The organism is Enhydrobacter sp. (assembly GCF_030246845.1).
Classification (GTDB): domain Bacteria; phylum Pseudomonadota; class Alphaproteobacteria; order Reyranellales; family Reyranellaceae; genus Reyranella.
In genome coordinates, this window is the sequence record NZ_CP126889.1 from 3331609 (window position 1) to 3355460 (window position 23852).

The window sequence follows — 23852 nt, forward strand, 5'->3', positions numbered from 1 at the left end:
TCCTTTCAGGCGGCTTCGGGGCAATTGAGAACATGATTGAACACGGTCGCGGGCACCGCGAGCCGAGGATCGCGATAGGCCGCACGCAGCACGTCGAAATGTGCGTCGGGCTCGCGTGTGAGCGCCGCGATGCGGTCGATCAGCTCGAGGTCGATTTTGCTGTCGTCCATGACCATGGCGCCCCAGCCGTCCCAGGGCAGCATCTCGCGGTTGTTGAGGGCGGCCAGATCGCGGATGACGTTGCCCGCGATGAACCAGAGGCCGTGCATGTCGAGGATGCCGAAGGCTCGCGGATCGGCACCTCCCTGACGGCAAAGCGCCCAGGCCTCGCCGGCGACAAGGAACTGGTCGCGCGGGACATCGAGCGGATCGAAGGCGAGCCTGAAGAGATCGCGCTGGCGCGGATCCATCTGCGCGTCGACCATGGTCCAGCGGCCTTTCTTTTCATTCCAGTATTCCGTGACCCAGTGGTCGAGGAACTTGCCGGCCTCGAAGTAGGCGCCGAAACCGCATCGGGCGCGGGCCGGCAGGCCCTGGCCGCGCAGCATGGAAACCTGGAGCAGGGTGAAGTGACGGCAAACGCCCACCTGCCGTTCCTTGGCCGGGCGCGGCCGGGTCAAAGGCTGCGGGTCGTGCGCGACGATGCTTGCCAGCATGCCGGCGACTGGCCGGATATGGGCTTCGGCGTGCTGCTCGGCGCTCAGCGAGACCCCGTAAGCCGGGGCGACATGCTGGTGCATGAGGAGCCCCTGAACGACCTTGGCCGTGCCTTCGGGCCCCGGCGGCAGGTCCGCGAACAAATGGGCGTGCCCGTCGGGGTCGCTGAAGTCGATGGGCCGGCGGTAGAAGTCCAGCGTCATGCCAACAGCCTTTCGAGGTTGTCGAGGGCGTAGGTCCAACCGACGCGGTGATCGTCGCGCACCTTCTCGTCGATGAACTGCTCGTGCGTCAGCGTGAGCAGGCTGCCGTCGTTCGCGGGAGCGATGTCGATCGTGACCAGCGATTCCCGTTCCGGCGTGCTCTGCCACGTCCAGGTGAAGACCAGCTTCCGGTCGGGCACGAGCTCGCGATAGAGGCCGCTGACGCTGTGATGCTCGCCATTCTGGCCCCAGAACTGGACGCGGAAGCGCCCGCCGACGCGCAGATCGGTTTCGGCGATCGGCTTGTTCTGGTGCGGCGTCACGCCCCACCAGCGGATCATTTGCTCCGGCTGCGTCCACGCCTCGTAGACTTTTTGCGGCGAGGCCTTGAGCTGGCGCTTGAGGGTGAGGCTGGGCTTGGTTGCCATTGATCTTGCTCCAGGAAAGCGGCGAGACGATCGAGCTGGTCGGTCCAGTAGCGTTCGTAGCGGGACAGCCATTCCATCGCTTGCTCCATGGGCCCCGGGCTCAACTGACACGCCACGGTGCGGCCGGTCTTCGTCCGCACGATCAGGCCGGCATCCGACAGCACGTCGAGGTGCTTCATGACGGCGGGCAGGGACATGGGGAAGGGACGGGCAAGCTCGCTCACCGTGACGCGCTGCTCCTCGTCGAGCCGGGCGAGCAGCGCGCGGCGCGTCGGATCGGCAAGGGCGGCGAAGGTGCGATCGAGGCCTGCTTCTTGATAGTTAACCATGACGTTAACTATTGGGGTGCGAGGCCGTTCCTGTCAAGGGTCCGTCAAATCCTTTCGATCAGGGCCTGCGCGGCCGCCGGGTTGCGCACCTTGGCGCCGGAGATGATGTAGACGAAGGCATCGCCCCGCTTCGCCCAGTCCCTGGTCCGCCTGGCCCATCGGTCGAGCTCGGCCGGCTTGTAGCCAGTCTTCACCTTCTCCTGCGTGCCCATCAGGCGGGCGTAGGTGAAGTCCGCCGTCGGCTCGTCGATTTCGGGAAAGTTCTTGTCGTGCGCGAAGACGATGGCGACGTTGTACTTGCGGCAGAGATCGTAGAACCGTTGGTCCCTGAAGCTCGGATGACGCACCTCGAGCGCATGGCGCAATGGCAGCTTGCCGACCTCGCGCGGCAGGAGCTTCAGAAAGGCCTCGATGTCTTCCGGATCGAACTTCTTGGTCGCCATGAACTGCCAGTTGATCGGCCCCAGCCGGTCACGCAGCTCGACCAGGCCTTGTCCCACGAAACGGCCGACCGATTCGGCGGCATCGGCGAGCACGCGCCGGTTGGTGCAGAAGCGCGACGCCTTCATGGCGAACACGAAGCCGTCCGGCGTCTCGTCGCGCCACTTGGCCCAGCTCACCGGCTTGAAGCTCGAATAGTAAGTGCCGTTGATCTCGATCGAGGTGAGCTTGCGGCTGGCATATTCCAGCTCGCGTTTGTGGGTCAGACCCTCCGGATAGAAGACGCCGCGCCAGGGTTCGAAGGTCCAGCCGCCGACGCCGATATGGATCTTGCCTGCCATGAGGGACTCCTTTGCCGGCCGGACGATATGACAAAGCCTGCGGCCTTGTCCTACGTTCGATGCCGAAGCCAGGGGAGAGCCATGAGCCAGGGCGGGATCGAGGCCGTTCGGAGGTTGCTCGGCGCCAAGCCGCGACCGGTGGGTTGGCCCGCCAGACGGCAGCGCATCGAGGAGGTCGGGGCGCACTGGCCTGTCGCGGCCGACATCAAGTTGCGGGCTGTGGATCTGGACGGCGTTCCAGGCGAATGGTCGATCGCTCCGGGAAGCGACGAGGCATGCGTCCTCGTGTTCTTCCATGGCGGCGGCTATTGCTCCGGCTCTCTGGTCAGTCATCGCCGCATGGTGACCGAAGCGGGACGCGCGGCCGGCGTGCGGACGCTGGCCGTCGACTATCGCCTGGCGCCCGAGCATCGGTTCCCCGCGGCACTGGAGGACGCGCTCGCGGCCTGGCGCTGGCTGCGCCGGCAGGGCGTCGCGGCACGTCACATCGCCGTCGGTGGCGACAGTGCGGGCGGTGGGCTGTCGGTGTCGCTGATCAACGCCTTGCATGCGGCCGGCGAGGAGGGGCCGGCCTGCGCCTGGCTGGTCTCGCCCTGGACCGATCTCACCATGTCGGGCGCAACCATGACGACCAAGGACGCCGTCGACCCCCTGATCCACAAGGGCTACCTCGCCGAGCTCGCCAATGCCTATGTGCCGCCGGGCATGGATCGGCGCGATCCGCGCCTTTCCCCGCTGTTTGCCGATCTCCGCCGCCTGCCGCCGATCCTCGTTCAGGTCGGCAGCGACGAGACGCTGCTGGCCGATGCGACCCGCTTTGCCGACGCGGCAGGCACGGCCAACATCGCCGTCACCCTCGAGATCTGGCCGCACATGATCCATGCCTGGCCGCTCTGGAACGCGGGTCTGACTGCCGGCCGCGCCGCGCTGGCGAACGCCGGTTCCTTCATGCGCCGCCATCTTGGGCAGCCGCCTGGGGCTCGCGCGGCCTGGTCTCCGGCATCAGCAGGGCCACCAGCGTGAGGCCGCAAAGCGCGATCGCAGCCAGCGAGAAGAAGGCGGTCGAGCTGCTGTAGGTATCGGTGATGTAGCCGGCCAGCGTCGGGCTGAGCGAAGCACCGATCCCCATCATGGTGCCGACCAGTCCCTGGGTCAGGTTGAAACGCCCCGTGCCGCGCGTCAGGTCGGCAATGGTGAGAGGAACCATGACGCTGAAGACGGTGGCGGTGATGCCGTCGAGAAGCTGGACGACCACCAGGAGATAGGGATCGGTCACCGTCGCGAACAGGACGCCGCGGATCGGCAGGGCGGCAAGTCCCGCAAGCAGGATCGGCCGGCGACCCAGCCGCTGCGCCTGGCGGCCGGCCCAGGGCGAGCAGAGCGCGACCACGAGCTGCGGGCCCACCATGCAGGCTGCGATCAGGATGGTGGCGCTTTCGCTCGTCCGCTTCGTGAGCACGCTGCCCATCAGTGGAAGCATGGCGGCGTTGGCGAGGTGGAAAAGAAGGATCGCGCCACCGAAGACGACGAGCGGCCGTGTCAGCAGGCCGCGCAGGCGGATCGGCGGGCGATCCGCCGGTTCCCGCGGGCTGGCACCGTGGGCCTGCTCGGGATCGATCTCCCGCGGCTCGATGTAGCGCAGCGCCGTCCAGGTCGGGAGGAGGAGCGCGGCGGTGACCAGGAAGACCGAGCGCGTCTCGAAAAAATAGCCGACCGCGCCCATCACGGCCGCCGAGAGGCCGGCGCCGATCGAGGCGAAGCGCGCATTGCGCCCGAGCCGCTCGCCGATCCCCCGCTGGCCGACCAGGCCGAGGCTCATCGCGGCGATCGCCGGACCCAGCAGGCAGCTCGCGGCCGCATGGAGACAAGCGGCGGCCAGCACGATCGGGAAGATCGGCCAGCCGGCGTAGGCAATGGCGCTTGCGCTGATCAGCCCGACCGCGACCGCCGCCACCAGACGTTCGGAGCGTGCCGCGTCGAGCAGGGCGCCGCCGGGAATCTGACCGACCAGCGCCACGATCCCCGACACGGAGAGCACGAGCCCGATATCGACCTGGGTCCACTTCTCCGAGGTGAGGTAGACCGCGACGAACGGCCCGAAGCCGGTTTGTACATCGGCGACGAAGAACGCGAACCAGTCGAGGCCGCGCAGGCTGCGCCGCGAGGGCTCCATCAGGGGATGGGCTCGAGGCTTCCCGACGCGCCCAGGATGACGATCGGCTGGCCCTCCTTGTACTCGGGCGCGGCCTTCACCTGGTCGCGCGTCAGGGCAAGCGCGATGCTGTAGCGCTTGCTCGCTCCCGGCACGAAATGAAGCGCCTTCCAGTCCACGGCGATCTTGCGGCTGCCAACTCCGAGGAAGCCGCCGAAGTCGATGATGGCGGCCCGCGGCTTGCCTTCGCCATCGACGATCACGTCGACAACGCGGCCCATGCTCTCGTTGTTGGGGCCGCGCACCTCGTTGCCGAGAATGCCTTGCACCTCCCGGCTGCCAATGACGGTGACCGACGGAGGGCTGGCACTGTCGGCCGGCGGCGAAGGTTGGGCCGGCGGTTCCGCCGATCGCTTGTCCGGCGCCGGAGGTGCAGGAGGCGGTGCTTCCGAGGCGGGTGGCGCAGGGGCGGGAGATGCCGGCGCTGCCGACGAATCCGCCGGCGCATTACCCTGGTCGGTCTTGGGCTCCGACGGAACTGTCTTTGGCTCGTCCGTCGGCGTATCCGGTTCGGCATTCGGCGTCACCGACGGAGCGGGTGCCGGGCTTTGCGCGGAAACGCTTCCCGCCGTGGCGAGGGCCATGACTACGGTCGCAATGGCGACGTGACCTAACTTGCCGCCCATTCACAGCCCTCCACCCGCTTCGAATAACTCCAGGTCGGCGCAACGGTTCTGCGGCCGATCAGCGCGACGACACGATCGAGACCTTGGCCTGGCCGCGTTGGCGCGTGATTTCGACGGAAACGGCGTCGCGATGGCGTCGCACCTTGAGATCGACGCTCGATGCATTCAGCCGCAGGCTGCGTAGCTCGATGCTGTCGAGGAACGACGGCAGGCAGGGATCGTACAGCCGTATCTCCTCGTGCTCGGGATCGAATTGCAGGCCGAGCGTGGCCTCGATCAGGGAGAATGGCGTGGCGCTGGCCCAGGCCTGGGGCGAGCAGGCCACGGGATAGAGGGTCGGCCCGCGATTGGGCTGGCGGCGGAAGCCGCAAAAGAGTTCCGGCAGGCGCCTCAGCTCCATGTAGGCCGCGGCATCGAACAAGCCTTTGAAGAGCGACTGCACCGCCGGCTTGAAGCCGTAGCGCGCAAGGCCCAGGGCGATCAGGGCGTTGTCGTGCGGCCAGATGGAACCGTTGTGGTAGGACATCGGATTGTAGCGGGCTTCGCCCTGCGCGACGGTGCGTATGCCCCAACCCGAGAAGAAGCGCGGGCCGAGCAGGCCTGCCGCCACCGAGGCGGCGCGGTCCGGCTGCACGATGCCGGTGAACAGCAGTTGACCCGCATTCGACGTGCTGACGCGGCAGGGCTGCTTGTTGCCGTCGAGCGCGATGGCATAGGTTCCGAGATCAGGGCACCAGAAGGCCGCCTCGAACTGTTCGGCGAGCCGCCGGGCCTCGGCCTCGAGTCGTTCCGCCTGCTCGGCACGATCCAGACGCCGCGCACAGCGTGCGATCGCGGTCTTGGCCGCGAACACATAGCCCTGAACCTCCGCCAGCGCGATTCGTCCCTCGGCCAGTCGACCATCGGCATGGAAAATCGCGTCGTACGAATCTTTCCAGCCCTGGTTGGCGAGCCCGAGATCGGTCGCCCGGCAATATTCGACGAAGCCGTCGCGATCGGGATCGCCCAGACCGTCGATCCATCCGAGAGCGGCTTCGATGGCCGGCCAAAGCGCTTTGATCGTATCGATGTCGCCCGTGCGCTCGGCATAGAGGCCGGCAAGCAGAACGAAGAGCGGCGTTGCATCGACACTGCCGTAGTAGTGGGCGAAAGGCACCTCGCCCAGGGCGGCCATCTCGCCGCCGCGCATCTCGTGCAGGATCTTTCCCGGCTGGGCGTCCGAGCGCTCGTCTGTCTCGGTGGCCTGGTGAGCGGCGAGCCGGCGCAGGACGCCGCGCGCGACGCTCGGCTCGTGCCACAGCATCTGAAGCGCGGTGATGAGCCCGTCGCGTCCGAAGGTGGTGGAATACCAGGGCGTGCCGGCATAGGGATAACGGCCCTCGGGCGTCTCGGTCATCAGCATGCGCAGATCGGCGGCCGAGCGGCACAGGATCTCGTTGAACAGCGCATTCGACGTCTCGATGGTGGTGGTGTCGAAGGCGGCGGACCGCAACTCGCGCCGCGACTCGAGCAGGCCCTTGAGGAAGGGAGCGGGCCGCTGCCCGGCCGGGCGATCGCAGCCGATGGCGACGTAGATCATCCGCGTCTCGGCCGGTGCAATCTCCAGCCGATAGGCCGCCTCGCCGACCGAGAGCGTGGTGGGCGGGGGATCGAAGGTGAGGGTGGTGTTGCGGACGACGTCGTCCAGGCCACGGTACTCCAGCAGCACGCGGCCGTCGCCCGCCTTGCTGCGGCTGGCGCTGCCTCGGCGCAATCGCCGCATGCCGCGCACCTCGAACAGATCGGCGAAATCGCTGTCGAAGAAGAGCGAGAGCGTCAGGCCGATCCGCCGGTCGCTGTGGTTGCTCACCGTCAGGCGCTGGTAGGCGACGCCGCGCCAAAGGAAGAGCGTGCGCCCGAGATGCACCAGGTCCTTCTCGAGGACGACCTTGCCGTCGAGCAGAAAGTCCGGATTGGTGAGGTCGGCCGAAAAAGAGCTGTTGTCGTCCCGGACGTTCGAGCCCAGCAGCAATGGCTGCAGCCCGTTCATGCGGAGTTGCAGGCGCGACAGGAAGCGCGTGTCCTTGAAGAACAGGCCGTCCGTCGCCCCGGCGGCACCGATGTCGCCCAGGCTGTCGACGATCGCAAAGGCGTCGTCGTGCTTCAGCGTCCAGTGCGGGCCGACCGCGGTTCCTGTCGCGGCGATATAGAACGGCAGCTCGACAGGCGCTTCTTCGACAGGTGTCCTGGAGAGATTGAAGGCGGTCAGGGTCTCGGTCGACATGGCACTATCGATCCGTTTGTTCGAGCGGGGGACAGCCCCACATTACGTCGGCTGGCGCGACGTTCAACGCTGCAGATTGTGGAAGCGCATTTTGCCCCACAAAGGTCTTAGTATGACGGTCGCCGCTGGCTTCAGGATGACGCCTGTGAGCCGGCCATGACCGCGCTGGCCGGAACGTGGCGCTCGTGGGCTTGCGCCCGCTCCTCGGCCGGTCCCTCGGACCGGGCGAGATTGAGCGCGCTGTTGATCAGCCCGACATGGCTGTAGGCCTGCGGGAAGTTGCCGAGCATGCGGCCGGCGCGCGGCTCGAATTCCTCGGCCAGCAATCCGACGTCATTGCAGCGCCCGAGCAGGCGCTCGAAGAGCCGGCGAGCATCGCGATAGCGCCCCTGAAGCAGGTAGTTGTCGACCAGCCAGAAGCTGCAGGCGAGGAACGCCCCTTCGCCTGGCGGCAGGCCGTCGAGGCCGTCGTCGGTCTCGTATCGGAGGACGAATTCGTCGTCGATCAGCAGCCTGCTCTCGATCGCCTCGACGGTGCCACGCATGCGCGGATCGTCGGCCGGCAGAAAGCCGACCAGCGGCATCAGGAGCAGGCTGGCATCGAGCTGCTTCGAGCCGAACGCCTGGACGAAGCTGTTCAGTTCGGGATCGAAGCCGTGCCTGCAGATTTCAGCGTGAATTTCGTCGGCAATGCGGCGCCAGCGTCGACCGTCCTCGGCGAAGACCTTCGTCGCGACCTCGTCGGCCGCGCGATCGAAGGCGACCCATGCCATCATCTTCGAATGAACGAAATGTTGCCGGCCGCCGCGCACCTCCCAGATCCCTTCGTCCGGCTGCCGCCATGTGACCGCCAGATGTTCGAGGAACTCCTGTCGGATCGCATAGCCTCGCCTGGGGGGAGCGAGACCGGCCTTGAGGGCCTGGAACATGGCATCGGCGACCTCGCCGAAGACGTCGATCTGCAATTGTTGCGAGGCGTCGTTGCCGATGCGCACCGGTGCCGATCCTTCGTAGCCCGGCAGCCACGGCACGATCCACTCCGGCAATCGCCGTTCGCCTCCGACGCCGTACATGATCTGCGCCTGGCGCGGACTTCCGGCGATGGCCCGCAGGAGCCAGTCGCGCCAGGCCCGTGCTTCCTCGTAGTAGCCGAGATTCATGAGCGCGAGCAGGGTGAAGGTGGCGTCGCGCAGCCAGCAGAAACGATAGTCCCAGTTGCGTGTCCCGCCCAATTGCTCGGGCAGCGACGTGGTGGCGGCAGCGACGATCCCGCCCGTGCGACGGTAGGTCAACGCCTTCAGCGTGATGAGCGAACGCTTGACCGCTTCCGTATAGGGGCCGACCTCGGGGCACCGGTCGCTCCACGCGCGCCAGAAGGCCTCCGTGCGGGCAAGCGCGTCGAACGGATCGACCGCCGGAGGAGGCCGCTCGAACGAAGGGCCATGCGACAGGACAAAAGGAATGGTTTCGCCTGCCCGGACCTCGAATTCGCCCACGGTCTTCAGATCCTCGCCGTGCAGCGACACGGGCGTGCGCAGTGCCAGCCTTTCGGGCCCGGCAATCGCGTCGATGACCCCGTCCTTTAGCCGCGAGACCCAGGGCACGGTCGCGCCGTAGTCGAACCGGACGACGAGCTCGGTGTGAAAACGGACCCGGCCGGCGTGGCCGACGACGAGGCGGACGAGATCGGCCGTGCCGTCCGCCGGTGGCATGAAGTCGACGACCGCGGCGGTGCCGGTCGCGGTCTGGAATTCCGTCTCGAGCACCAGCGTGCCAGGACGATAGCGGCGGCTCGTCCGCAAGGGCGCCTCCTTGGGCGCGATCAGCCAGCGACCGTTCTCCGGCTTGCCGAGCAGGTTGGCGAAGCAGGCCGGCGAATCGAAGCGCGGCCAGCACAGCCAGTCGATCGAGCCGTCGAGACCGACGAGCGCCGCGGTCTCGCAGTCGCCGATCATCGCATACTCTTCAATCCGCAGCGCCATTCCAACCTCTACAGCAAACCGGGGTTCCTGAAGCTCGCGTGACCCTTGCGGCGATCGCGAGATGGTCGTGAATCGAGATCCCGAGCGCCTCGGCCGCACGGCGGATTTCCTTGGTCATCCCGATGTCGTCGCGCGATGGCTCCGGGTCGCCGGAAGGATGATTGTGCACCAGTAGACCGGAAGCCTGAATGTCAAGCAAGGACAAGGGGTTGTGGCTGCGAAACCGCTCGTGCATCGGGCCATAGGCGATCGGGAAACCGAGCTTGTGCTTTTTGACGAGCGCTTCCGTAAGCGCAGATAGCGAGTCCGCAGGCGGCGTGTCCAAACACTCCCTCTGGTTCAGGCGGCAAGTGTCGGAAGTGTCTGGACGAGGCTCTCCGCATCGAGCCGAAACCCGTCGTACACGACGCGGCCATTGGGCGCGATCACAACGAACCAGGGGGTTCCGCCGGAGCGGTATGCCTCCATGATCGCGGGCACAGCGCCCACTGAGGCCGAGCCGGCGACAGCATGTCCGAAGGGAACACGCAGTCCATATCGTCGTTGATTTTCCCGCAGACGATCGAAGGTGTTGACTTCCGACCCCTCGAACACGGTCTGGATGGCTGCCAAGCCAACTCCCTTGTCGCGAAGCTCGTCGGCAAGTGTCACGAATGTGGGAAAGCCATGTGCGTGACAGCCCGCACACCAATCCTGAAAGAAGTACAGGATGGTGAAACCCTGTCCCAACTCGGCCAAGGTCAAGGGGCTACGCTCGTCGCCATTTTCATCGATCCACCGGACATGCTCGAGCGGAGGGGCAGGCAGACCCACAATTCCCGTCTTCATGAAATCCTCCAATGGCGCTCGCGGTGTCGTGCGGCGAGCGGCGAGGTTGCTAGGCGGCAGCATCGGTTCGGTGCGGCAATACCCAGTCCGGACGTGGAAAATGGCAGGTATAGCCGTGCGGAATACGTTCGAGATAGTCCTGGTGCTCGGGCTCGGCCTCCCAGAAGTCACTGACCGGCTCGACCTCGGTGACAACCTTGCCGGGCCATAGTCCCGACGCATCAACGTCTGCGATCGTGTCGAGCGCGACGGCCTTCTGCTGGTCGCTGGTGAAGTAGATCGCCGAACGATAGCTTGTACCCCAGTCATTCCCCTGACGGTTGAGCGTCGTCGGATCGTGAATCTGGAAAAAGAATTCGAGCAATCGGCGATAGGTGGTCTGCAAGGGATCGAAGATGATCTCGATCGCCTCGGCATGGGTGCCGTGGTTGACCGAGACGACGTGGCCCTCGACCTGGACCGATCGCCTCGACCATGACCGAACACCGTCGATTCCCGGCCACGAGCTGGCCGGCGTGGTCACCGCTCTCGGTTACGGCACGACGGGACTGTCGGTAGGACAGCGAGTGTTCGGCCTCGCGGACTGGTATCGCGACGGCACCCTGGCCGAGTATGTGGCGATCGAGGCGCGCAACCTCGCGCCGCTGCCGGGCGAGGTCGACTTCACGGTGGGCGCCAGTCTGCCGATCTCGGGCCTCACCGCATGGCAGGGACTGTTCCAGCACGGCCGCCTTCAGGCAGGGCAGAGCGTCCTCGCGCACGGCGCGGCCGGCGCAGTCGGCTCGATGGTGACGCAGCTCGCACGCGAGTTCCGGGCCTACGTCATCGGCACCGGACGCGCCGCCGATCGTCAGAAGGTGCTCGACTTCGGCGCGCAGGAGTTCGTCGATCTCGGGAACGACGCGCTCGAAGACGTCGGCGGCGTCGATCTGGTGTTCGATGTCATCGGCGGCGACATCCAGAAGCGGTCCGCGGGCCTGATTCGAGCCGGAGGAACACTGGTATCCATCGTCGGGCCGACCGAAGCGCGGCCCGCCGACGGCCTGGCGGTCGACTTCGTTGTCGAGGCCGATCGTGCCCAGCTGAGTGAGATCGTACAGCGGGCGCGTGACGGACGACTGCGGACGAACATCGACAGCATCGCGACCCTCGACGGAGCCGTCGCCGCGTTGAACCCGATCGAGTGACGCAAGGGGAAGCCGATCATCCGCGTTCGTCCATGAGAACCCGGGGAGGGCGCGTGGTTCTGCTATCCCTCGAAAGTCCGATGCCGAGCGCATCTCTTCCGCAATGCCTCGATGACGGACGTTCGTTGGAGGTCCGCGTCGAGAGCGCTACGACAGCAGCCCCAGGCTCCTGAAGCTCGCGTGGCCCTTGCGGCCGATCACGAGATGGTCGTGGATCGAGATCCCGAGCGCCTCGGCGGCACGGCGGATCTCCTTGGTCATCTCGATGTCGTCGCGCGATGGCTTCGGATCGCCGGAAGGGTGATTGTGGAGGAGGCGAGGTCTGCGGACAAGTGATTGATTTGACACACGAATCAGCGCAGCGTGGCCGAACTGGTGCCGATAACTGGGAGAGGTAGCCAGTGCGCCAACGGGAGCATCACGGTCAATCACGCGAGCTCTCCATGAGTCGGTTCGACGCACGACAAGAGACGCGATTCTGTTCGTCCCACTCGTCGAGCTCGGCGATCGGGTAGAGAACGGCCTTTCCGATCTTTATGAAGCCAGGTCCGACTCGCATCGAACGCCAGTTTCTTAACGTACCGACAGAGACTTCGCCACGGTAGCGTTCTGCGACTTCTTCGGGGGTCAGGAATTTGACCGAATCCATGAGCGACTCCGTTCCATTTTAAGGCCACCCGCGACTTGGGGGCTTTGTGCTCCGAGCGGGACCTGGTCACGTGCGCTTCACGGGTGCCCCGCGGCACACGTCCACTCACGCTCGTTCACGAAATGAAATGCCGCGCATTTGGTGGTGGTGGAAGTGGTCTCCGATCGTGGTCGTAAAAATGGATATTAGCGGCGCCAAATCGGTCGGAATGAAAATCGGCCGCGATGAGAACTCGCGTCACTCTCTGGCCAAACGAGCGTCGCATCGGAGTTGCCATGAACGGCAAACCCAGAAGGACGAGCCAAATGCCAACTACCAAGAGGAAGAAGCCCACCCTCAACCTGCCGGAGATACAGCCGGGCAACTGGCGCGGCGAGATTCTTGGTAGCTGCACGCTCAGTTTTGGACAGGTCGTTCAGCCCGGTCCGCCACGGCGGTCGGTCGAGTTCACCTATATGATAATGCCTGGAGCTCTTACCATGCCGGAGGCTCGGTTCACTTGGCCGGGTGTCATTATGATTATGACTCCCACTCCCATGAAAACCGAAGTTCCGGATGCGGGCCGCTTGTTCCGAACCGAGCATTTTCCCTCGCTGAACCTGTCACTTGAGGTCACGCGCGGGCAGTTTTCGGACATGTTACGGATGCTGGAGGCAAAGCGCCTGACGGATTTTCACTTCACTTTGGAGGATGAAGCCGAAGACTCGTGGCCGATCTACAGCTGGGGTATGTCTGCCGCTCTTCTCAATGCAATGAGATAACTTCTCTCCTCACATGGGTGCCCGTTGTCCCGCATAAGCGGAGACCTCACCAAGTCTTCAATTTTAGCCAACACCGCTTCCAGTCCCTGCTCACGGCCCGCGGGGTGCTAATTCGAATAATCTCATCCACTGTTGCGCCAACGGATCTCGCCGTGTCGATTTCATGATTGGATGATTTTCTCAGCAATGGCTCAACCAGCGCAATGAGCTCTCGAACTTTGCTCCGATCTTCTTCGTTGTTGCCATAACCGCCAGAGGAACGTGCCTCGAGCCGTTCCATGACCGTTCCAACCGGAGCGGAGAGGAGAATGATTTTGTCAATCAACGGGAATAGGCGAGCCATGTTTTGCGCGCACCCTCCGATGAACAACGTGCCTTGCGTATGCGCTAAGAGAAGCGCTCTGACCTTCCCTTCGCGCCAGACCCAATCTTTTCCCTTCTGCGGAGTGAGCGTGTCAGAGGCGTCAAAGTCGATCCATTCGGACCACTCCGGCGAATCGAGATCTATGGCCGCGTAGCCTCGTCTCGCAAGTTCCTCTATGACTGCCGATTTTCCGGCCCCGGACATGCCGGTGATCAATACGCGCGCCATAGTTTAGGAGCGTAAGCCGCTGTGCCGATCCACTGAGCCTCCGCTCAGCTCATCGACGATACTCTCAAGGGAATGTAATATCCTCTCCCATCCGAGACTGGGTCCTTTGGCTTCCCCTTCTGATCGAAAGCCCGTTTGCTCTACTTGCACGCGCGTACCGCCCTGGGCAGGAGTAATTGTCCAAGTGACGACCGTCTCGAGACGCCGCCGCTCCGCATTGGGCGCCGTGGTCCATGTATAAGATAACTTCCGTTCTGGCTCGACGCACAAGACCTCACCGTCGACGATGCCGTTCCAGTGCGGTCGTGGCTTACCCCGAAGCTGGAATCGGTTGCCCACGATGGGGCGAAAGTCATTTTCGTAGAGCCATTTGGAAATGAGGCTGGACTCAACGAGCGCGCGCCAGACGTCTGCGAGTGGGTATGCCATTGTCCGTTCGCGAGAAACGGATTGCGAAGTCGGCTCGATCATATGTCCTTCCTTTTCTTAGCATTGCAGGGCTGAAGTCTGTGCTGATGGACAGCATGAACAGCCACCCAGCTGATCATCGGCGCGAGAGCCTGCGGCTTTGCTCGATAATGCGTCTGCCGGCCCTCTTTGCGGTGGCCGACGAGGCCAACTTCTTTGAGGACGCCTAGATGCTTAGAAACTGCTGGCTGGGAGATCCCAGCGTAGTTGGTTAAGGCACGCACATTCTGCTCGCCTATGCAACAAAGGCGCTCGAACAGGGTCCGGCGCGTCGGATCCGATAAAGCGTTGAAGATTTGGTTCAGCGGCAATGGCGCTTATGCCGCCTGTTGAGCGGGATAGAGCGTAAGGATGTTGACGTTGACTCTCTTTGGTTGGGTGACCGCGTAAATGATGGCGGCCGCGACGTCCTGGGCTTCAAGGAGTTCCATGTCGCCAAGACGCTTCTCGACGGCGTCGCGGACATCGGGTCGCATTTGAGAGATGAACTCTGTACTTACGGCACCAGGCTCCACAGAGGTCACTCGGATGCCATCTGTGCAGACTTCACGCCGCAGCGATTCCGCGATCGCGGTGGCCGCGTGTTTAGAGGCCGAATAGACCGTTGAGGGGTGAATGTAACGGCCCGTACCTGACGACAAGATTACAACATGGCCATCACGCTGAGCTTTCATAATCGGCAACGACGCAGCAATAGAATAGAGCAAACCGAAAACGTTGACATCGAACATTTGCCGATACTCGCTGGTCGTAGTGCCTTGAAATGGCGCAGCCACCCCGACGCCCGCGATGGCGAGCAACATGTCCAAGCGTCCAAATTCGTCCACGACCCGGTCAACCGCCGCGGACACCTGCGTCTCTGCAGCAACATCGGTCTGGATAGGCAGCGCCTCGCTACCGTTCTCGCGGATTCGGTCAGCCAACCTGTCGAGGCGATCGAGCCGGCGCGCGATGATCGCTACTCTAGCCCCCTCCGACGCAAGCGCGAGTGCGGTGGCCTCGCCGATCCCCGAGGAGGCACCGGTTACCAAGGCCACCCTTCCGTGAAGTCTGCGTGCCTCCATACTTCGCCAATTCCTCTTTGAACTAGGTAGTGCTTGGATCAGAAGTCCCGAGTCCGACGTGACTCCCGTCGAGCAGGAGGGGACACCTGCGTGCGAGGTCGTGCATGAATGACCGAAATTCCGTCACCCTTTAGCTAGGACTATTTCCGTCCGGTTAGAACGTGCGCGGCGCGCACCAAAGCCTGCGTCGGCTGCAACGAAACTCACGGTCCGAATTTGCTAAGAACCGCGTCTACGCCAGAGGCATGAGCACAGGCAAACCCGTCCTCACTGCCGTTTGGAGCACATCTTACAAATGCCTGATCTGCTTCATCCTTGCCTCGCAGAGATTCGCGCCAAGGCCCATCAGACGCGCAGGGCGTTCGAGTCAGGTTGCTTCGACGTGTCAGTTGCACGACGAGCGTATACCGATTACGCCCCAGACATTGATGTCGATCTCTTCCTGTCGCACTCTCGCAGGCTCTTCCCGGCTCTAAATTGTGGGCTCTGCTCAACTTACTTGCGTGCTGTGCTCCACTGCGGAACCGTCCGGCGCGGTCGCTACAACGCCGAGCACCATACGGTGTTGATAGTCGGCTCGACGGTCATTGATGTCACAGCAGATCAATTCGTAGGCCCTTCTGTATATATTGGGCCGCTAAGGCAGCCGTGGACTTTGCCGTCGCGCTCAAGGGCCATGAGTTTGTTCTCGTCCAAGCAACAGTGATGCCGCGAGAGACGCCTTATGCGATGCACACGATCCTGACGCCAAGCCCAGTCGTTTCCTTCGCGCGCAGCAGTCATCGGGATCAGCGAGCGCCATTCGAGGGTTTCTAAGTGAATGGCTAGGTAGCTCGCGCGGAGAGTTCCTGAGCGAGGCCCATTCACCGGCTCCCGAGCAGCCTGCGATCAGCACGCGGCGACGTGCTGCTCGGGCAGGCGGAGGAAATTGAGCTCCTGGGCGCTGGCGCACGGGTGGGTAAGTCGGCGAGCACTCAATTTGATGTTGTCACAGCCCCACGACGCTCCGGACGACGCCGGCCTATACAGACGCGCCTGACAGAATCACTTAGGAAAAAACCTAAGGCAGTTAGGTCGCGAATGGCGGAATTTGCGAGAAAAATCGAAACATCACTTAGGCCTTGCCCTAAGCGATGCTCGCCCTTAGTATCGCTGCAAATCCTCTAGTGAGAGAGCATTTGATGATCGCCACCGCCGCGCTTGAACCCATCGACACCGTATTCCGGGCGCTGGCGGATCCCACCCGGCGGCGGGTGCTCGAACGCCTGAGCCAAAGCCCGGCCAGTGCGAGCGAGCTTGCTGCGCCGTTTGGCATGGCCCTGCCGTCGTTCGTCGAGCATCTCGGCGTGCTCGAACGATGCGGTTTGGTGAGCTCGCAAAAGGCAGGGCGCGTTCGAATGTATCGCTTAGCCCCGAAACGGCTGCGGCTTGCAGAGGAGTGGCTCGGCCGGCAGCGCGAACTATGGGAGCGACGGCTCGATCAGCTGGATGAGTACGTCATTCAGTTGAAGAACGATCGGAAGAACACGCCATGAGGTGTGCGGACGCGGCGGTCCTGACCAGCCTCATTGGTCCCGAGCGACATCGACCGGTCTCACGCATTTCGGGCGATTGCCGTGATGCTGAAATTCCATCAAGAAGAAGGCTAGTATGTATGAAGAAGTCGGTGCTGCAGAAGCCAGACCCTCAACTCGACCTCGTCCTCGACAGGGTCGTTGAGGTCCCGCGGGAGTTGGTCTGGAAGGCTTGGACCCAACCGGAGCACCTCAAAGCGTGGTACACGCCGAGGCCGTGGCGCACGATACACTGCGAGATCGACCTCCAACCAGGAGGCATTTTCCGAACGGTGATGCAAGCCCCCGAAGGTGGCGCGACAGTCGATAATGTCGGCTGCTACCTTGAGGTCGTTCTTGGCGAGCGGCTTGTTTGGACGGACACCTTGCTTCCGGGTTGGCGCCCGGCGGACGGCACTCGGTTTGGGATGACCGTCGTGCTGGAGCTGCAGTCGATTGGCGAGAGCACCCGCTACGTCGCCACGGCTCTCCATAAAAACGAGAAGGGCCGGCAGCGGCACGAGCAGATGGGCTTTCATAATGGCTGGGCGACAGCGCTCGACCAGCTCATCAAGCACATCAAAGCGACAACTGCGACCTAGGCCGGCGCGGCCGGTCCGGCCCCATGATGTCGGAGCCGGGCTCGGCCATCTTTGGCATCCTCGCATCGGAAAGCGGACGCCGCAGGCAGCGATCACGGGAAACCAAATGCACTTTGAAGGGAGAAGATTGTGAGAAAGCTAATACTCTCGGCTTTTGTAACACTCGACGGGGTTATGGAGGCACCATCGCCTGAGCCGGACCGCTCTTGGAGTGGATGGGTTACACCTTACCAAAGCCCCGAGCAATTCGCTTACAAGTTCAATGAGGTCGAAGAAGCAGAGACATTGCTTCTTGGCCGCGTAACTTATGAGACATTCGCTGCCGCGTGGCCGTCTCGATCCGGGCCGTTCGCAGAGAAGATGAATGCAATGCCAAAGCTCGTCGCATCACGTACGATCAGCGAGCCGCATTGGAACAATAGCCGGGTCATTCAAGGGGACCTAGCGACCGAGATCACCAGCCTCAAGCAGCAGGATGGCGGTCCGATCCTTATCGCCGGCAGCCGGCGTTTGTCCCACGCCTTAGCAGGGGCCAAGCTGATCGACGAGTATCGCCTCATGGTTATGCCCCTTGCTCTTGGGGTCGGAGGCCGGCTGTTTCCTGACGCGGAGCAAAAGATAGAGATGGACCTGGTTGAGACGCAGACATTTCCAATGGGCGTGACAGTTCTAACTTACCATCGAGCGGCAGCCTAAGTCTTCTGGCTGATCGATGGAACTGATCGATCTGCAATACGTGGCGGCAACGGTTGATGCCGGAAATTTCGGCGAGGCCGCGAAGCGGCTTGGCATTTACGCGTCGACTGTAAGTCGCGGCGTCACCCGGGTCGAGGATGAGCTGGGACTCACGATTTTTGAAAGGGGCCGCTTCGGCGTCCGACTGACCGCCGGCGGGAGGGCCATCATGGTCCATGTCCGCCGCGCGCTCGGAGACTTTCATGCAATCAGACGCGCTGCGCAATGTAATGCGAATGGTGAGTTAGGAGAGATCAGGCTTGGCGTGAAGGTGCCGCCCGCTGGGGAACTGATTTGCGAGCTACTTCGAGACTGGCGGGTTGCTCACCCAATGGTCAGTCTCGTGCTCCACGAACTGCACGAGCAGGAAATTGCACCTGCACTGCAGGAGCGTTGGCTCGACGCGGCGCTCGTGCCGCGGCACCTATTATGGCCGAAGGCGGTAGCTGTCCCCATCTATCGCGAGCCGATCGTCGCTGCCTTACCAGTGCGGCACAGGCTTGCCGCCAGCAATTCCGTAACTTGGGATGAGCTCCGCGAAGAAGTAGTGCTCGTTCACGAAAGCGGTGCGGATTCACTTTCGGGAGAATTCATCAGTTCGCTCTTAGGCGCGGGATCATCGCTGCACTCCCACCCGGTGAGCAGGCAAGGCTTGTTGACCCTGGTTTCCGCAGGCTTCGGCGTCACCTTAATCGCGGAAAGTCGGACCGACTTTTCCTGTCCCGGAGTGACCTTCAAACCCGTGGCCGAGAGCGATGCATGGGTGGACGTCGATCTCACTTGGACACCCGACAGGGAAGAAGCGGTGGTCGGCAGATTCGTTGCCTTTCTCCGGGACGAAGCTCGAGCACGGTCTGTGTCTCGAGGCGCCCCGTGACGGTGGAATTGCGCCACCTGAGATATGCGATCGCAGCGGCCGACCATGGCAGCTTTCGGCGCGCGGCGAGGACACTTTCGGTTGAGGAATCTACGCTCAGCCGTCGGATTCGGGACCTCGAGGATGAACTTGGGGCAGCTCTATTCGTGCGACGCGCTAGCGGCGTCCAGCTCACCTACGCGGGGGAACGTTTCCTCGATCACGCCCGTCGTGCCATGGGAGAGGTGACGCATGCCGTGGTCGAAGTTGGCGCTATAGGGCGCGGGGAAGCTGGCGCGGTGCGCGTTGGGATATTCTCGTCACTCGCCTCAGGCTTCTTGGCGGATCTGCTGCGTGAGTACCTGATCAAGCATCCTGACGTGCGGACTGATGTATTCGAAGGAAGTCCGAGCGGACATCTCTCGGCCGTCCGGCATCATCAGACCGACATCGCCTTCCTAACGGGTGAGCAGGAAGTCGATGGTTGTGATCGGCTTCATCTTTGGGACGAGCGGGTTCTCGTTGCGATGCCCCGGCTGCACAGGTTGGCGGACTTTGCCGCGCTCTCATGGGAAGATCTCCACGCCGAGCGGTTCATTGTCAGCGAAGCGGATCCTGGTCCCGAGATCCATGACTACCTCGTGAAGCATTTAGCCGGGCTGGGCCACCATCCTAGTATCGAACGCCATCGTGTAAGCAGAGACAACCTTATGAATTTGGTCTCGATCGGCGGAGGTCTGACGCTGACCAGCGAAGCAACCGTGGGAGCGAACTTTCCAGGGGTTGTTTACAAGCCTCTCGCGGGGGAGCTGTTGCCATTTTGCGCATTTTGGTCGCCGCGAAACGACAATCCGGCTCTTCGCCGCATGCTTAGCCTCGCGAGAATAATGTCGAATCGCTCTGGGGTGCTCCAGCAGCGCAGTCGGCACAAGCCGGCGGCTGGCAATCAGGGGTCGATCCTACCCCATCCGTAAGCGCATTCGCCAAGAGCAAGAGCTGCATCCGCGTTCCGCCGGGAGGCGTCTCCGCCGGTGCATCTTGCTGGTGGCAGTGAAAACTGACGACGTCCGGTACTAGCGACCGAGCCGCCTATTCGTTTAAGCGTGGTCGGGCCGTGGCAATGCCACCCAACAATTTTTGTCGTTCGGCCTCGACATCGGGCTCAGCCCCGCATCGCAGTCGGCGCAGGACGCGCTGGATGCCGCGCGCAAGACTGTTCAGCACAGTGCGGATGGGGCATTAGAACGAATGAGGCCCACTGAACGGTCCGATAAAGCTCAGATGTGAGACAAGTCCGGTTGGCGGCATCCACTGATGAAGCCCGACCGCCGGGGGATCCATCATAAAAGTAAGTTCGGCGCCGGGCGCCAAATCCAGGGTCGCTTGATGCGCGCTGCTGGGGGCAACGCAGACCGTAGTGCCTGCCCAACGAAAGGAGATGGGGCGATGGACATGGCCGCAGAGGATTCGCTCAACGTTTCGGTGGCGTAGCACAATTTCGGCGAGCCGCTCGGCGCCAACGCGCAATCCCATCTCGTCGATGGCGTCGAGGCCGGTCGCAGCAGGAGGATGGTGCATGAACAAGATGACCGGCTTGTCAGCTTGGGCGAGTCGAGCATCGAGCCAGTCCAACCGTTCCTGGCACAGCTCTCCATGGCCGTGGCCTTCTGCTAGGGTATCGAGACCAATCAATTGAAGGGGCAAATGCGACACGAGGTATTGAATATAGCCTGATCGCGGGAGGTACTGATGATGCTGAAATACCTCTCGCAGCGCCTCGCGCTTATCGTGATTGCCCGGAATGATGAATGATGGGATCGAAAGCTGATCCAGCGCTTCGCGAACAAATCGATATTCTTCCTGCGAGCCTGTGTCCGCGAGGTCGCCGGTCAAGACGAGCAGGTCAGGCAAGGGCGAAATTCCGCGTAGGTGGTCGATGGCTCTTCGGAAGTGCCCGCGAGTGTCGACGCGCCCGAACAAAGGCGCGGAGGTCGATGCCACGTGAAGGTCGGTGATCTGAGCGATGATCAATTTGAATCTCCTGACGCGGATAGTCGTCCCAGGAAGCGGCCGTCGCCGGCCTAGCATCGATGATCGGGCATGAGCGGGACTTGGGGAAAGGGAGATGGCGAACGTTCAAGCGGCCGGCCGTATCCGGACGGGCCGCTCGGCGACGCGTCGCCAGCGACGGAAACAGTGAATGCTTAGCTAAGGTAGACCCCGCCACGGCATTAGTTGGCGAACTCGGGGTTCGCGGAAGTAAAGCGCGCCCCAGACGAAAAATCCCATGTAAACGCCGAAGAGTACGTGCGTAATCATTGGATCGCCCACGCGCAGTTTCAGGGCGACGGTCGCGCCAAGCAGCGCTGTTTCCAACACCGCGCCGAGAACCGCGGTGCGAGGGAGCAGAAAGAGCGCAAGGCAGATCAGCTCGATCACGCCCACTGTGAAGTCGAGGTGAGCTGGCCAGCCGAGGCCCGACAGGGTTTGTCGAACCTCGGGCACAGCCACGAGCTTGATCACGGATGAGAAGCCGAGTAGTGCGCTGATTAGGACGGTGAAAATCCATCCGATTAGACGCTGGACCTTCGAATTGATGAGACCGTCGATCGGTGTGTTCATCGATTTCCCCCCTGCCATGCCAAATGCTGGGCTTGGGACTTACAGTCAGACACGTTCAGCAGCTGCGAGGTGCTTCGCTAGGCGATCGAGGCCTTGCGTCACCATGCCCGCAAAGCCCATACGAGCCGCGATATCTCGTTGCTCGAACGACTCAGCCAAGGCCACCAAGTCCCACTTGGTTCGGCCATCGCCGAGATCCTCGAACGATAGAGTTTGAAGCAGGGACGGCGGACCGTTCGGCTGCGTCACCGCGTTACGCCAGGACAGGCGCTTTGGGGGATCGACCTCGGTGTAGACGAAGTCCATCGTAATCTTGGTGCCGTCAGGGAACTGCATGATCTGATGCCATGCGCCACCCACGCGGACGTCCATCTCGCACACGGGGCTGGTGAAACCTTCGCCGCCCCACCATTGCGTTACATGCTTTGGATCCGTCCAAGCCTTCCAAACCACGTCACGCGGCGCATCGAAGACGCGGCTCATCGTGATCACCGGCTTTTCTGTAGAGTTCTGGTCTATTTGCGTCGTCATCATGATGCCTTTCTTAGCTATGGAAAATGGGAGCGGGTCCAATCACCGGTCAGTCGGTCGAGGTCACATGGACTGTCCTCAGATATTCCGTGAGCCTATCGAGGCTGCGGTCCCAGAAGTGCCGGTAGTCCGCCAGCCAATCGTCTGCGGCTTGGAGTGCTGCGGGATTGAAGTGGCATGGGCGAAACTGAGCATCCTTGCGTCGCGAGATGAGGCCAGCGCTCTCCAAGACCTTGAGGTGCTTGGAAACGGCCGCGAGGCTGATGTCGTAGGGCTCGGCCAGTTCTTTGACGGTTGCGTCGCGGGCGGCAAGCCGTGTCAGAACATCGCGTCTCGTTCTGGCGGACAGCGCGAAGAAGATGTTGCTTAGTCGATCGTCCGTCATCGTATCCAACCGATTGGTTGCCAACGTGTTGGTTGAACAGTGACGAATTGCTCACGCCGCGAATAGGCGCGCTGCACGCAACAAAAGGCGCGTGTCACGCAATGAATTGACGCGAAACGGCCGCGCCTCAATATCGGCGCAAGCCGGTGGGCGCCAAGCTTGTCATCGCTGCCCTTGCACCAAAAACTCCACCCAGCTGGGTGTGCGTCTGTTAAGGGCGCTTTCGCCACGCAATCCATGCGTTCCAAAACAGGCTCGAAAAGAAGCTTTCCGGTTGCTCAAAACCTGCCCGGTCAAGTAGGTCAAATACCGCTTCTGAAGAGTGGGGCGGATCGGCACCTTGTAGAATCTTGCCGAGCTTTTGCTTCACTTCTTCGCTCGCCGCGCCATGCATTCGCCAACGTTCTCCCCACGCAGCAAGAAGTAGCGGCTTACTGGCGTAGGCATAGCGATTACCGGCTAGAATTAGAGGAGCGCCCGGCGCGATTCGGTCTGCAATTGCCTTCAGAATGGCGCTCTTCGCGTCATCGCCTGGCAAATGATGCAGCACCCCGAGCATCATGGCGGCGTCAAAATCTTGGTCTCTCGCGAGACTATCTAAGGTCCCGATATGCAGCATGGTTTTGTCGCTTAGCCCGTGCGCCTCAAGCCGTTCCGCGGCGAGCGCGAGCATTGGCTGCGAAGGGTCCACGCCGGTAAATTTCCACGTCGGCTCAATTCGGGAAATCGAAATCACCTCTTGGGCGTTGCCACCTATACCGACGATAAGAATCCGCCGATTTCCGCCAGTTCCAAGCGCAGCAGCCAAGATGCAGGCCGCGAGTTCATGACAAGCGTCATAACCTGCCAGAGCTATTCGACTCTGACTCTCATATTCTGCGGCTCGGGAGGCATCGAACTTTTTCGTGGGCTCGTTCACGTCGTCGTTCATGCCGAAGAACCTCTCCATACTGACCACCGCAAGTCGTTCCCAAGAAGTCGGGAATGGGTAGGCGCGTCAGATGCAATGCAGGGTGCGCCTTGCGCACGAAAGAGAGGCTAGGAAAAACCGGCTCTCTACCTTCCGAGTTCAGAGCATGACAGCACGCCATCTGACCGTCTTGCATTACCCGCCGCGAAAACACTGGCATTGTGTGGAAATTCGAGAGCCGGTCTGGGAAGAGGTCTCGGCTGCGATTCGGCAGATGGACGATGCAGAATTCCCCATCGTCCAATTGAGCTGGAACGATGTAGACTCGTGCTTCGATGACGAGGCGTCGTTCAATATTATCGGTGGCCCCGCTACTGGGTTCGCCTTGTTCGAATTTTTCCCGGGATGGAAGTTTGATGACCCTGGGGGCGGCGACGAGGACGTCCGCCTTTGGCAAAGTGATCAGGGCTATTTCTGCAAACGCAGGAATATCATCGTTGACATTGCCCTCGTGCTAAAACTGAGCAAGGTCTATTTCGAGACCGGCTCCTACGATGAGGTTCGGCACGCTTGCTCGAGCAGGTGATCACCGGCGCGGGCGGTGGCGGGCGGAGTAGATCGCGCTTC

General features: G+C 62.5%; 28 protein-coding genes and 3 pseudogenes. 9 read left to right on the top strand and 22 right to left on the bottom strand.

Annotated elements, in window-relative coordinates; translation table 11 throughout:
* Nucleotides 1-5: 5 nt before the first annotated feature.
* Genes OJF58_RS16695 through OJF58_RS16710 form a run of 4 tightly spaced genes read right to left on the bottom strand, consistent with a single transcriptional unit; the run spans nt 6 to nt 2399 of the window.
* A complete protein-coding gene (locus OJF58_RS16695; protein WP_300778849.1) occupies nt 6-860 on the bottom strand; it encodes a transglutaminase-like domain-containing protein in 855 nt (284 codons plus the stop codon).
* A complete protein-coding gene (locus OJF58_RS16700) occupies nt 857-1288 on the bottom strand; it encodes an SRPBCC domain-containing protein (protein WP_300778850.1) in 432 nt (143 codons plus the stop codon). Before OJF58_RS16700 ends, OJF58_RS16695 begins: the two co-directional genes overlap by 4 nt.
* Nucleotides 1198-1617, bottom strand: a complete 420-nt coding sequence (locus tag OJF58_RS16705) for a metalloregulator ArsR/SmtB family transcription factor (RefSeq protein WP_300778851.1) — start codon at nt 1615-1617, stop codon at nt 1198-1200. The genes OJF58_RS16700 and OJF58_RS16705 overlap by 91 nt, the downstream gene beginning before the upstream one ends.
* Nucleotides 1618-1661: 44 nt before the next feature.
* Nucleotides 1662-2399 (bottom strand): DUF72 domain-containing protein, encoded by a 738-nt coding sequence (locus tag OJF58_RS16710; RefSeq protein ID WP_300778852.1) that lies wholly within the window; start codon nt 2397-2399, stop codon nt 1662-1664.
* A gap of 81 nt (nt 2400-2480) precedes the next feature.
* Between OJF58_RS16710 and OJF58_RS16715 the strand changes: the two genes are divergently transcribed.
* The gene (locus OJF58_RS16715) at nt 2481-3422 is read left to right on the top strand and encodes an alpha/beta hydrolase (RefSeq protein ID WP_300778853.1); all 942 of its coding nucleotides are present in this window, start codon (nt 2481-2483) and stop codon (nt 3420-3422) included.
* Here the strand turns inward: OJF58_RS16715 and OJF58_RS16720 are convergent.
* From OJF58_RS16720 to msrA, 7 genes and pseudogenes are all read right to left on the bottom strand, one after another.
* Nucleotides 3346-4572, bottom strand: coding sequence for an MFS transporter (locus OJF58_RS16720; protein ID WP_300778854.1), 1227 nt, complete (start codon nt 4570-4572; stop codon nt 3346-3348). The genes OJF58_RS16715 and OJF58_RS16720 overlap by 77 nt on opposite strands.
* Nucleotides 4572-4880 (bottom strand): PRC-barrel domain-containing protein, encoded by a 309-nt coding sequence (locus OJF58_RS16725; protein WP_366526777.1) that lies wholly within the window; start codon nt 4878-4880, stop codon nt 4572-4574. Before OJF58_RS16725 ends, OJF58_RS16720 begins: the two co-directional genes overlap by 1 nt.
* Before the next feature lie 415 nt (nt 4881-5295).
* Nucleotides 5296-7500, bottom strand: a complete 2205-nt coding sequence (locus OJF58_RS16730) for an amylo-alpha-1,6-glucosidase (protein ID WP_300778855.1) — start codon at nt 7498-7500, stop codon at nt 5296-5298.
* A gap of 131 nt (nt 7501-7631) precedes the next feature.
* Entirely contained in the window at nt 7632-9482 is a 1851-nt protein-coding gene (locus OJF58_RS16735; RefSeq protein ID WP_300778856.1) for a glycoside hydrolase family 15 protein, read from the bottom strand.
* Nucleotides 9466-9807, bottom strand: a complete 342-nt coding sequence (locus OJF58_RS16740) for a JAB domain-containing protein (protein WP_300778857.1) — start codon at nt 9805-9807, stop codon at nt 9466-9468. The genes OJF58_RS16735 and OJF58_RS16740 overlap by 17 nt, the downstream gene beginning before the upstream one ends.
* 14 nt (nt 9808-9821) lie before the next feature.
* Nucleotides 9822-10310, bottom strand: coding sequence for a TlpA family protein disulfide reductase (locus OJF58_RS16745; RefSeq protein ID WP_300778858.1), 489 nt, complete (start codon nt 10308-10310; stop codon nt 9822-9824).
* A 49-nt stretch (nt 10311-10359) separates the two neighbouring features.
* Nucleotides 10360-10740, bottom strand: a pseudogene (gene msrA, locus OJF58_RS16750) (peptide-methionine (S)-S-oxide reductase MsrA); the annotation flags it as partial.
* Here msrA and OJF58_RS16755 point away from each other — a divergent pair.
* A pseudogene (locus OJF58_RS16755) lies at nt 10718-11497 on the top strand (NADP-dependent oxidoreductase); the annotation flags it as partial. The pseudogenes msrA and OJF58_RS16755 sit on opposite strands and share 23 nt — an antisense overlap.
* Before the next feature lie 147 nt (nt 11498-11644).
* On the opposite strand, the pseudogene OJF58_RS16760 reads toward OJF58_RS16755, so the two are convergent.
* Nucleotides 11645-11812 (bottom strand): annotated as a pseudogene (locus OJF58_RS16760) (JAB domain-containing protein); the annotation flags it as partial.
* Between the two features lie 109 nt (nt 11813-11921).
* Nucleotides 11922-12146 (bottom strand): helix-turn-helix domain-containing protein, encoded by a 225-nt coding sequence (locus tag OJF58_RS16765; RefSeq protein WP_300778859.1) that lies wholly within the window; start codon nt 12144-12146, stop codon nt 11922-11924.
* A gap of 275 nt (nt 12147-12421) precedes the next feature.
* Between OJF58_RS16765 and OJF58_RS16770 the strand changes: the two genes are divergently transcribed.
* Nucleotides 12422-12907 (top strand): hypothetical protein, encoded by a 486-nt coding sequence (locus tag OJF58_RS16770; RefSeq protein WP_300778860.1) that lies wholly within the window; start codon nt 12422-12424, stop codon nt 12905-12907.
* 46 nt (nt 12908-12953) lie between these two features.
* Here the strand turns inward: OJF58_RS16770 and OJF58_RS16775 are convergent, their stop codons facing one another.
* Genes OJF58_RS16775 through OJF58_RS16790 form a run of 4 tightly spaced genes read right to left on the bottom strand, consistent with a single transcriptional unit; the run spans nt 12954 to nt 15004 of the window.
* Nucleotides 12954-13487: an AAA family ATPase gene (locus OJF58_RS16775; protein WP_300778861.1), complete on the bottom strand. Its 534-nt coding sequence runs from the start codon at nt 13485-13487 to the stop codon at nt 12954-12956.
* A 15-nt stretch (nt 13488-13502) separates the two neighbouring features.
* Nucleotides 13503-13970 carry an SRPBCC domain-containing protein gene (locus OJF58_RS16780; RefSeq protein WP_366526778.1) on the bottom strand — a complete coding sequence of 156 codons (468 nt, stop codon included), beginning with the start codon at nt 13968-13970 and terminating at the stop codon, nt 13503-13505.
* The gene (locus tag OJF58_RS16785; RefSeq protein WP_300778862.1) at nt 13967-14278 is read right to left on the bottom strand and encodes a metalloregulator ArsR/SmtB family transcription factor; all 312 of its coding nucleotides are present in this window, start codon (nt 14276-14278) and stop codon (nt 13967-13969) included. The genes OJF58_RS16780 and OJF58_RS16785 overlap by 4 nt, the downstream gene beginning before the upstream one ends.
* Nucleotides 14279-14284: 6 nt before the next feature.
* Nucleotides 14285-15004 (bottom strand): SDR family NAD(P)-dependent oxidoreductase, encoded by a 720-nt coding sequence (locus OJF58_RS16790; protein WP_300778863.1) that lies wholly within the window; start codon nt 15002-15004, stop codon nt 14285-14287.
* A 1208-nt stretch (nt 15005-16212) separates the two neighbouring features.
* Here OJF58_RS16790 and OJF58_RS16795 point away from each other — a divergent pair.
* From OJF58_RS16795 to OJF58_RS16815, 5 genes are all read left to right on the top strand, one after another.
* On the top strand, nt 16213-16566 hold the full coding sequence (locus OJF58_RS16795) for a metalloregulator ArsR/SmtB family transcription factor (RefSeq protein ID WP_300778864.1): 354 nt from the start codon (nt 16213-16215) through the stop codon (nt 16564-16566).
* A gap of 119 nt (nt 16567-16685) precedes the next feature.
* Nucleotides 16686-17186 carry an SRPBCC family protein gene (locus OJF58_RS16800; protein WP_300778865.1) on the top strand — a complete coding sequence of 167 codons (501 nt, stop codon included), beginning with the start codon at nt 16686-16688 and terminating at the stop codon, nt 17184-17186.
* Between the two features lie 129 nt (nt 17187-17315).
* Nucleotides 17316-17882, top strand: a complete 567-nt coding sequence (locus tag OJF58_RS16805) for a dihydrofolate reductase family protein (protein ID WP_300778866.1) — start codon at nt 17316-17318, stop codon at nt 17880-17882.
* 16 nt (nt 17883-17898) lie between these two features.
* Complete coding sequence (locus OJF58_RS16810; RefSeq protein WP_300778867.1) at nt 17899-18798, top strand: LysR family transcriptional regulator; 900 nt, start codon at nt 17899-17901, stop codon at nt 18796-18798.
* A complete protein-coding gene (locus OJF58_RS16815; protein WP_300778868.1) occupies nt 18795-19751 on the top strand; it encodes a LysR family transcriptional regulator in 957 nt (318 codons plus the stop codon). Before OJF58_RS16810 ends, OJF58_RS16815 begins: the two co-directional genes overlap by 4 nt.
* 265 nt (nt 19752-20016) lie before the next feature.
* Here the strand turns inward: OJF58_RS16815 and OJF58_RS16820 are convergent, their stop codons facing one another.
* From OJF58_RS16820 to OJF58_RS16840, 5 genes are all read right to left on the bottom strand, one after another.
* A complete protein-coding gene (locus OJF58_RS16820) occupies nt 20017-20808 on the bottom strand; it encodes a phosphodiesterase (protein ID WP_300778869.1) in 792 nt (263 codons plus the stop codon).
* A gap of 177 nt (nt 20809-20985) precedes the next feature.
* Nucleotides 20986-21399, bottom strand: coding sequence for a DoxX family protein (locus OJF58_RS16825; protein ID WP_300778870.1), 414 nt, complete (start codon nt 21397-21399; stop codon nt 20986-20988).
* Between the two features lie 45 nt (nt 21400-21444).
* On the bottom strand, nt 21445-21933 hold the full coding sequence (locus OJF58_RS16830) for an SRPBCC domain-containing protein (protein ID WP_300778871.1): 489 nt from the start codon (nt 21931-21933) through the stop codon (nt 21445-21447).
* Nucleotides 21934-21979: 46 nt separating this feature from the next.
* Nucleotides 21980-22315 carry a metalloregulator ArsR/SmtB family transcription factor gene (locus tag OJF58_RS16835; protein WP_300778872.1) on the bottom strand — a complete coding sequence of 112 codons (336 nt, stop codon included), beginning with the start codon at nt 22313-22315 and terminating at the stop codon, nt 21980-21982.
* 211 nt (nt 22316-22526) lie between these two features.
* Entirely contained in the window at nt 22527-23246 is a 720-nt protein-coding gene (locus OJF58_RS16840) for a class I SAM-dependent methyltransferase (protein ID WP_300778873.1), read from the bottom strand.
* Nucleotides 23247-23391: 145 nt separating this feature from the next.
* On the opposite strand from OJF58_RS16840, the gene OJF58_RS16845 reads away from it, so the two are divergent.
* Nucleotides 23392-23811, top strand: coding sequence for a hypothetical protein (locus OJF58_RS16845; protein ID WP_300778874.1), 420 nt, complete (start codon nt 23392-23394; stop codon nt 23809-23811).
* Nucleotides 23812-23852: the final 41 nt, after the last annotated feature.

Bases quoted from the DNA above. Each gene is read 5' to 3' on its own strand.
- OJF58_RS16695 (WP_300778849.1), bottom strand. From the start codon at position 860: ATGACGCTGGACTTCTACCGCCGGCCCATCGACTTCAGCGACCCCGAC.
- OJF58_RS16700 (WP_300778850.1), bottom strand. From the start codon at position 1,288: ATGGCAACCAAGCCCAGCCTCACCCTCAAGCGCCAGCTCAAGGCCTCG.
- OJF58_RS16705 (WP_300778851.1), bottom strand. From the start codon at position 1,617: ATGGTTAACTATCAAGAAGCAGGCCTCGATCGCACCTTCGCCGCCCTT.
- OJF58_RS16710 (WP_300778852.1), bottom strand. From the start codon at position 2,399: ATGGCAGGCAAGATCCATATCGGCGTCGGCGGCTGGACCTTCGAACCC.
- OJF58_RS16715 (WP_300778853.1), top strand. From the start codon at position 2,481: ATGAGCCAGGGCGGGATCGAGGCCGTTCGGAGGTTGCTCGGCGCCAAG.
- OJF58_RS16720 (WP_300778854.1), bottom strand. From the start codon at position 4,572: ATGGAGCCCTCGCGGCGCAGCCTGCGCGGCCTCGACTGGTTCGCGTTC.
- OJF58_RS16730 (WP_300778855.1), bottom strand. From the start codon at position 7,500: ATGTCGACCGAGACCCTGACCGCCTTCAATCTCTCCAGGACACCTGTC.
- OJF58_RS16735 (WP_300778856.1), bottom strand. From the start codon at position 9,482: ATGGCGCTGCGGATTGAAGAGTATGCGATGATCGGCGACTGCGAGACC.
- OJF58_RS16745 (WP_300778858.1), bottom strand. From the start codon at position 10,310: ATGAAGACGGGAATTGTGGGTCTGCCTGCCCCTCCGCTCGAGCATGTC.
- OJF58_RS16765 (WP_300778859.1), bottom strand. From the start codon at position 12,146: ATGGATTCGGTCAAATTCCTGACCCCCGAAGAAGTCGCAGAACGCTAC.
- OJF58_RS16770 (WP_300778860.1), top strand. From the start codon at position 12,422: ATGAACGGCAAACCCAGAAGGACGAGCCAAATGCCAACTACCAAGAGG.
- OJF58_RS16780 (WP_366526778.1), bottom strand. From the start codon at position 13,970: ATGATCGAGCCGACTTCGCAATCCGTTTCTCGCGAACGGACAATGGCA.
- OJF58_RS16795 (WP_300778864.1), top strand. From the start codon at position 16,213: ATGATCGCCACCGCCGCGCTTGAACCCATCGACACCGTATTCCGGGCG.
- OJF58_RS16800 (WP_300778865.1), top strand. From the start codon at position 16,686: ATGAAGAAGTCGGTGCTGCAGAAGCCAGACCCTCAACTCGACCTCGTC.
- OJF58_RS16810 (WP_300778867.1), top strand. From the start codon at position 17,899: ATGGAACTGATCGATCTGCAATACGTGGCGGCAACGGTTGATGCCGGA.
- OJF58_RS16825 (WP_300778870.1), bottom strand. From the start codon at position 21,399: ATGAACACACCGATCGACGGTCTCATCAATTCGAAGGTCCAGCGTCTA.
- OJF58_RS16830 (WP_300778871.1), bottom strand. From the start codon at position 21,933: ATGATGACGACGCAAATAGACCAGAACTCTACAGAAAAGCCGGTGATC.
- OJF58_RS16835 (WP_300778872.1), bottom strand. From the start codon at position 22,315: ATGACGGACGATCGACTAAGCAACATCTTCTTCGCGCTGTCCGCCAGA.
- OJF58_RS16840 (WP_300778873.1), bottom strand. From the start codon at position 23,246: ATGAACGACGACGTGAACGAGCCCACGAAAAAGTTCGATGCCTCCCGA.
- OJF58_RS16845 (WP_300778874.1), top strand. From the start codon at position 23,392: ATGACAGCACGCCATCTGACCGTCTTGCATTACCCGCCGCGAAAACAC.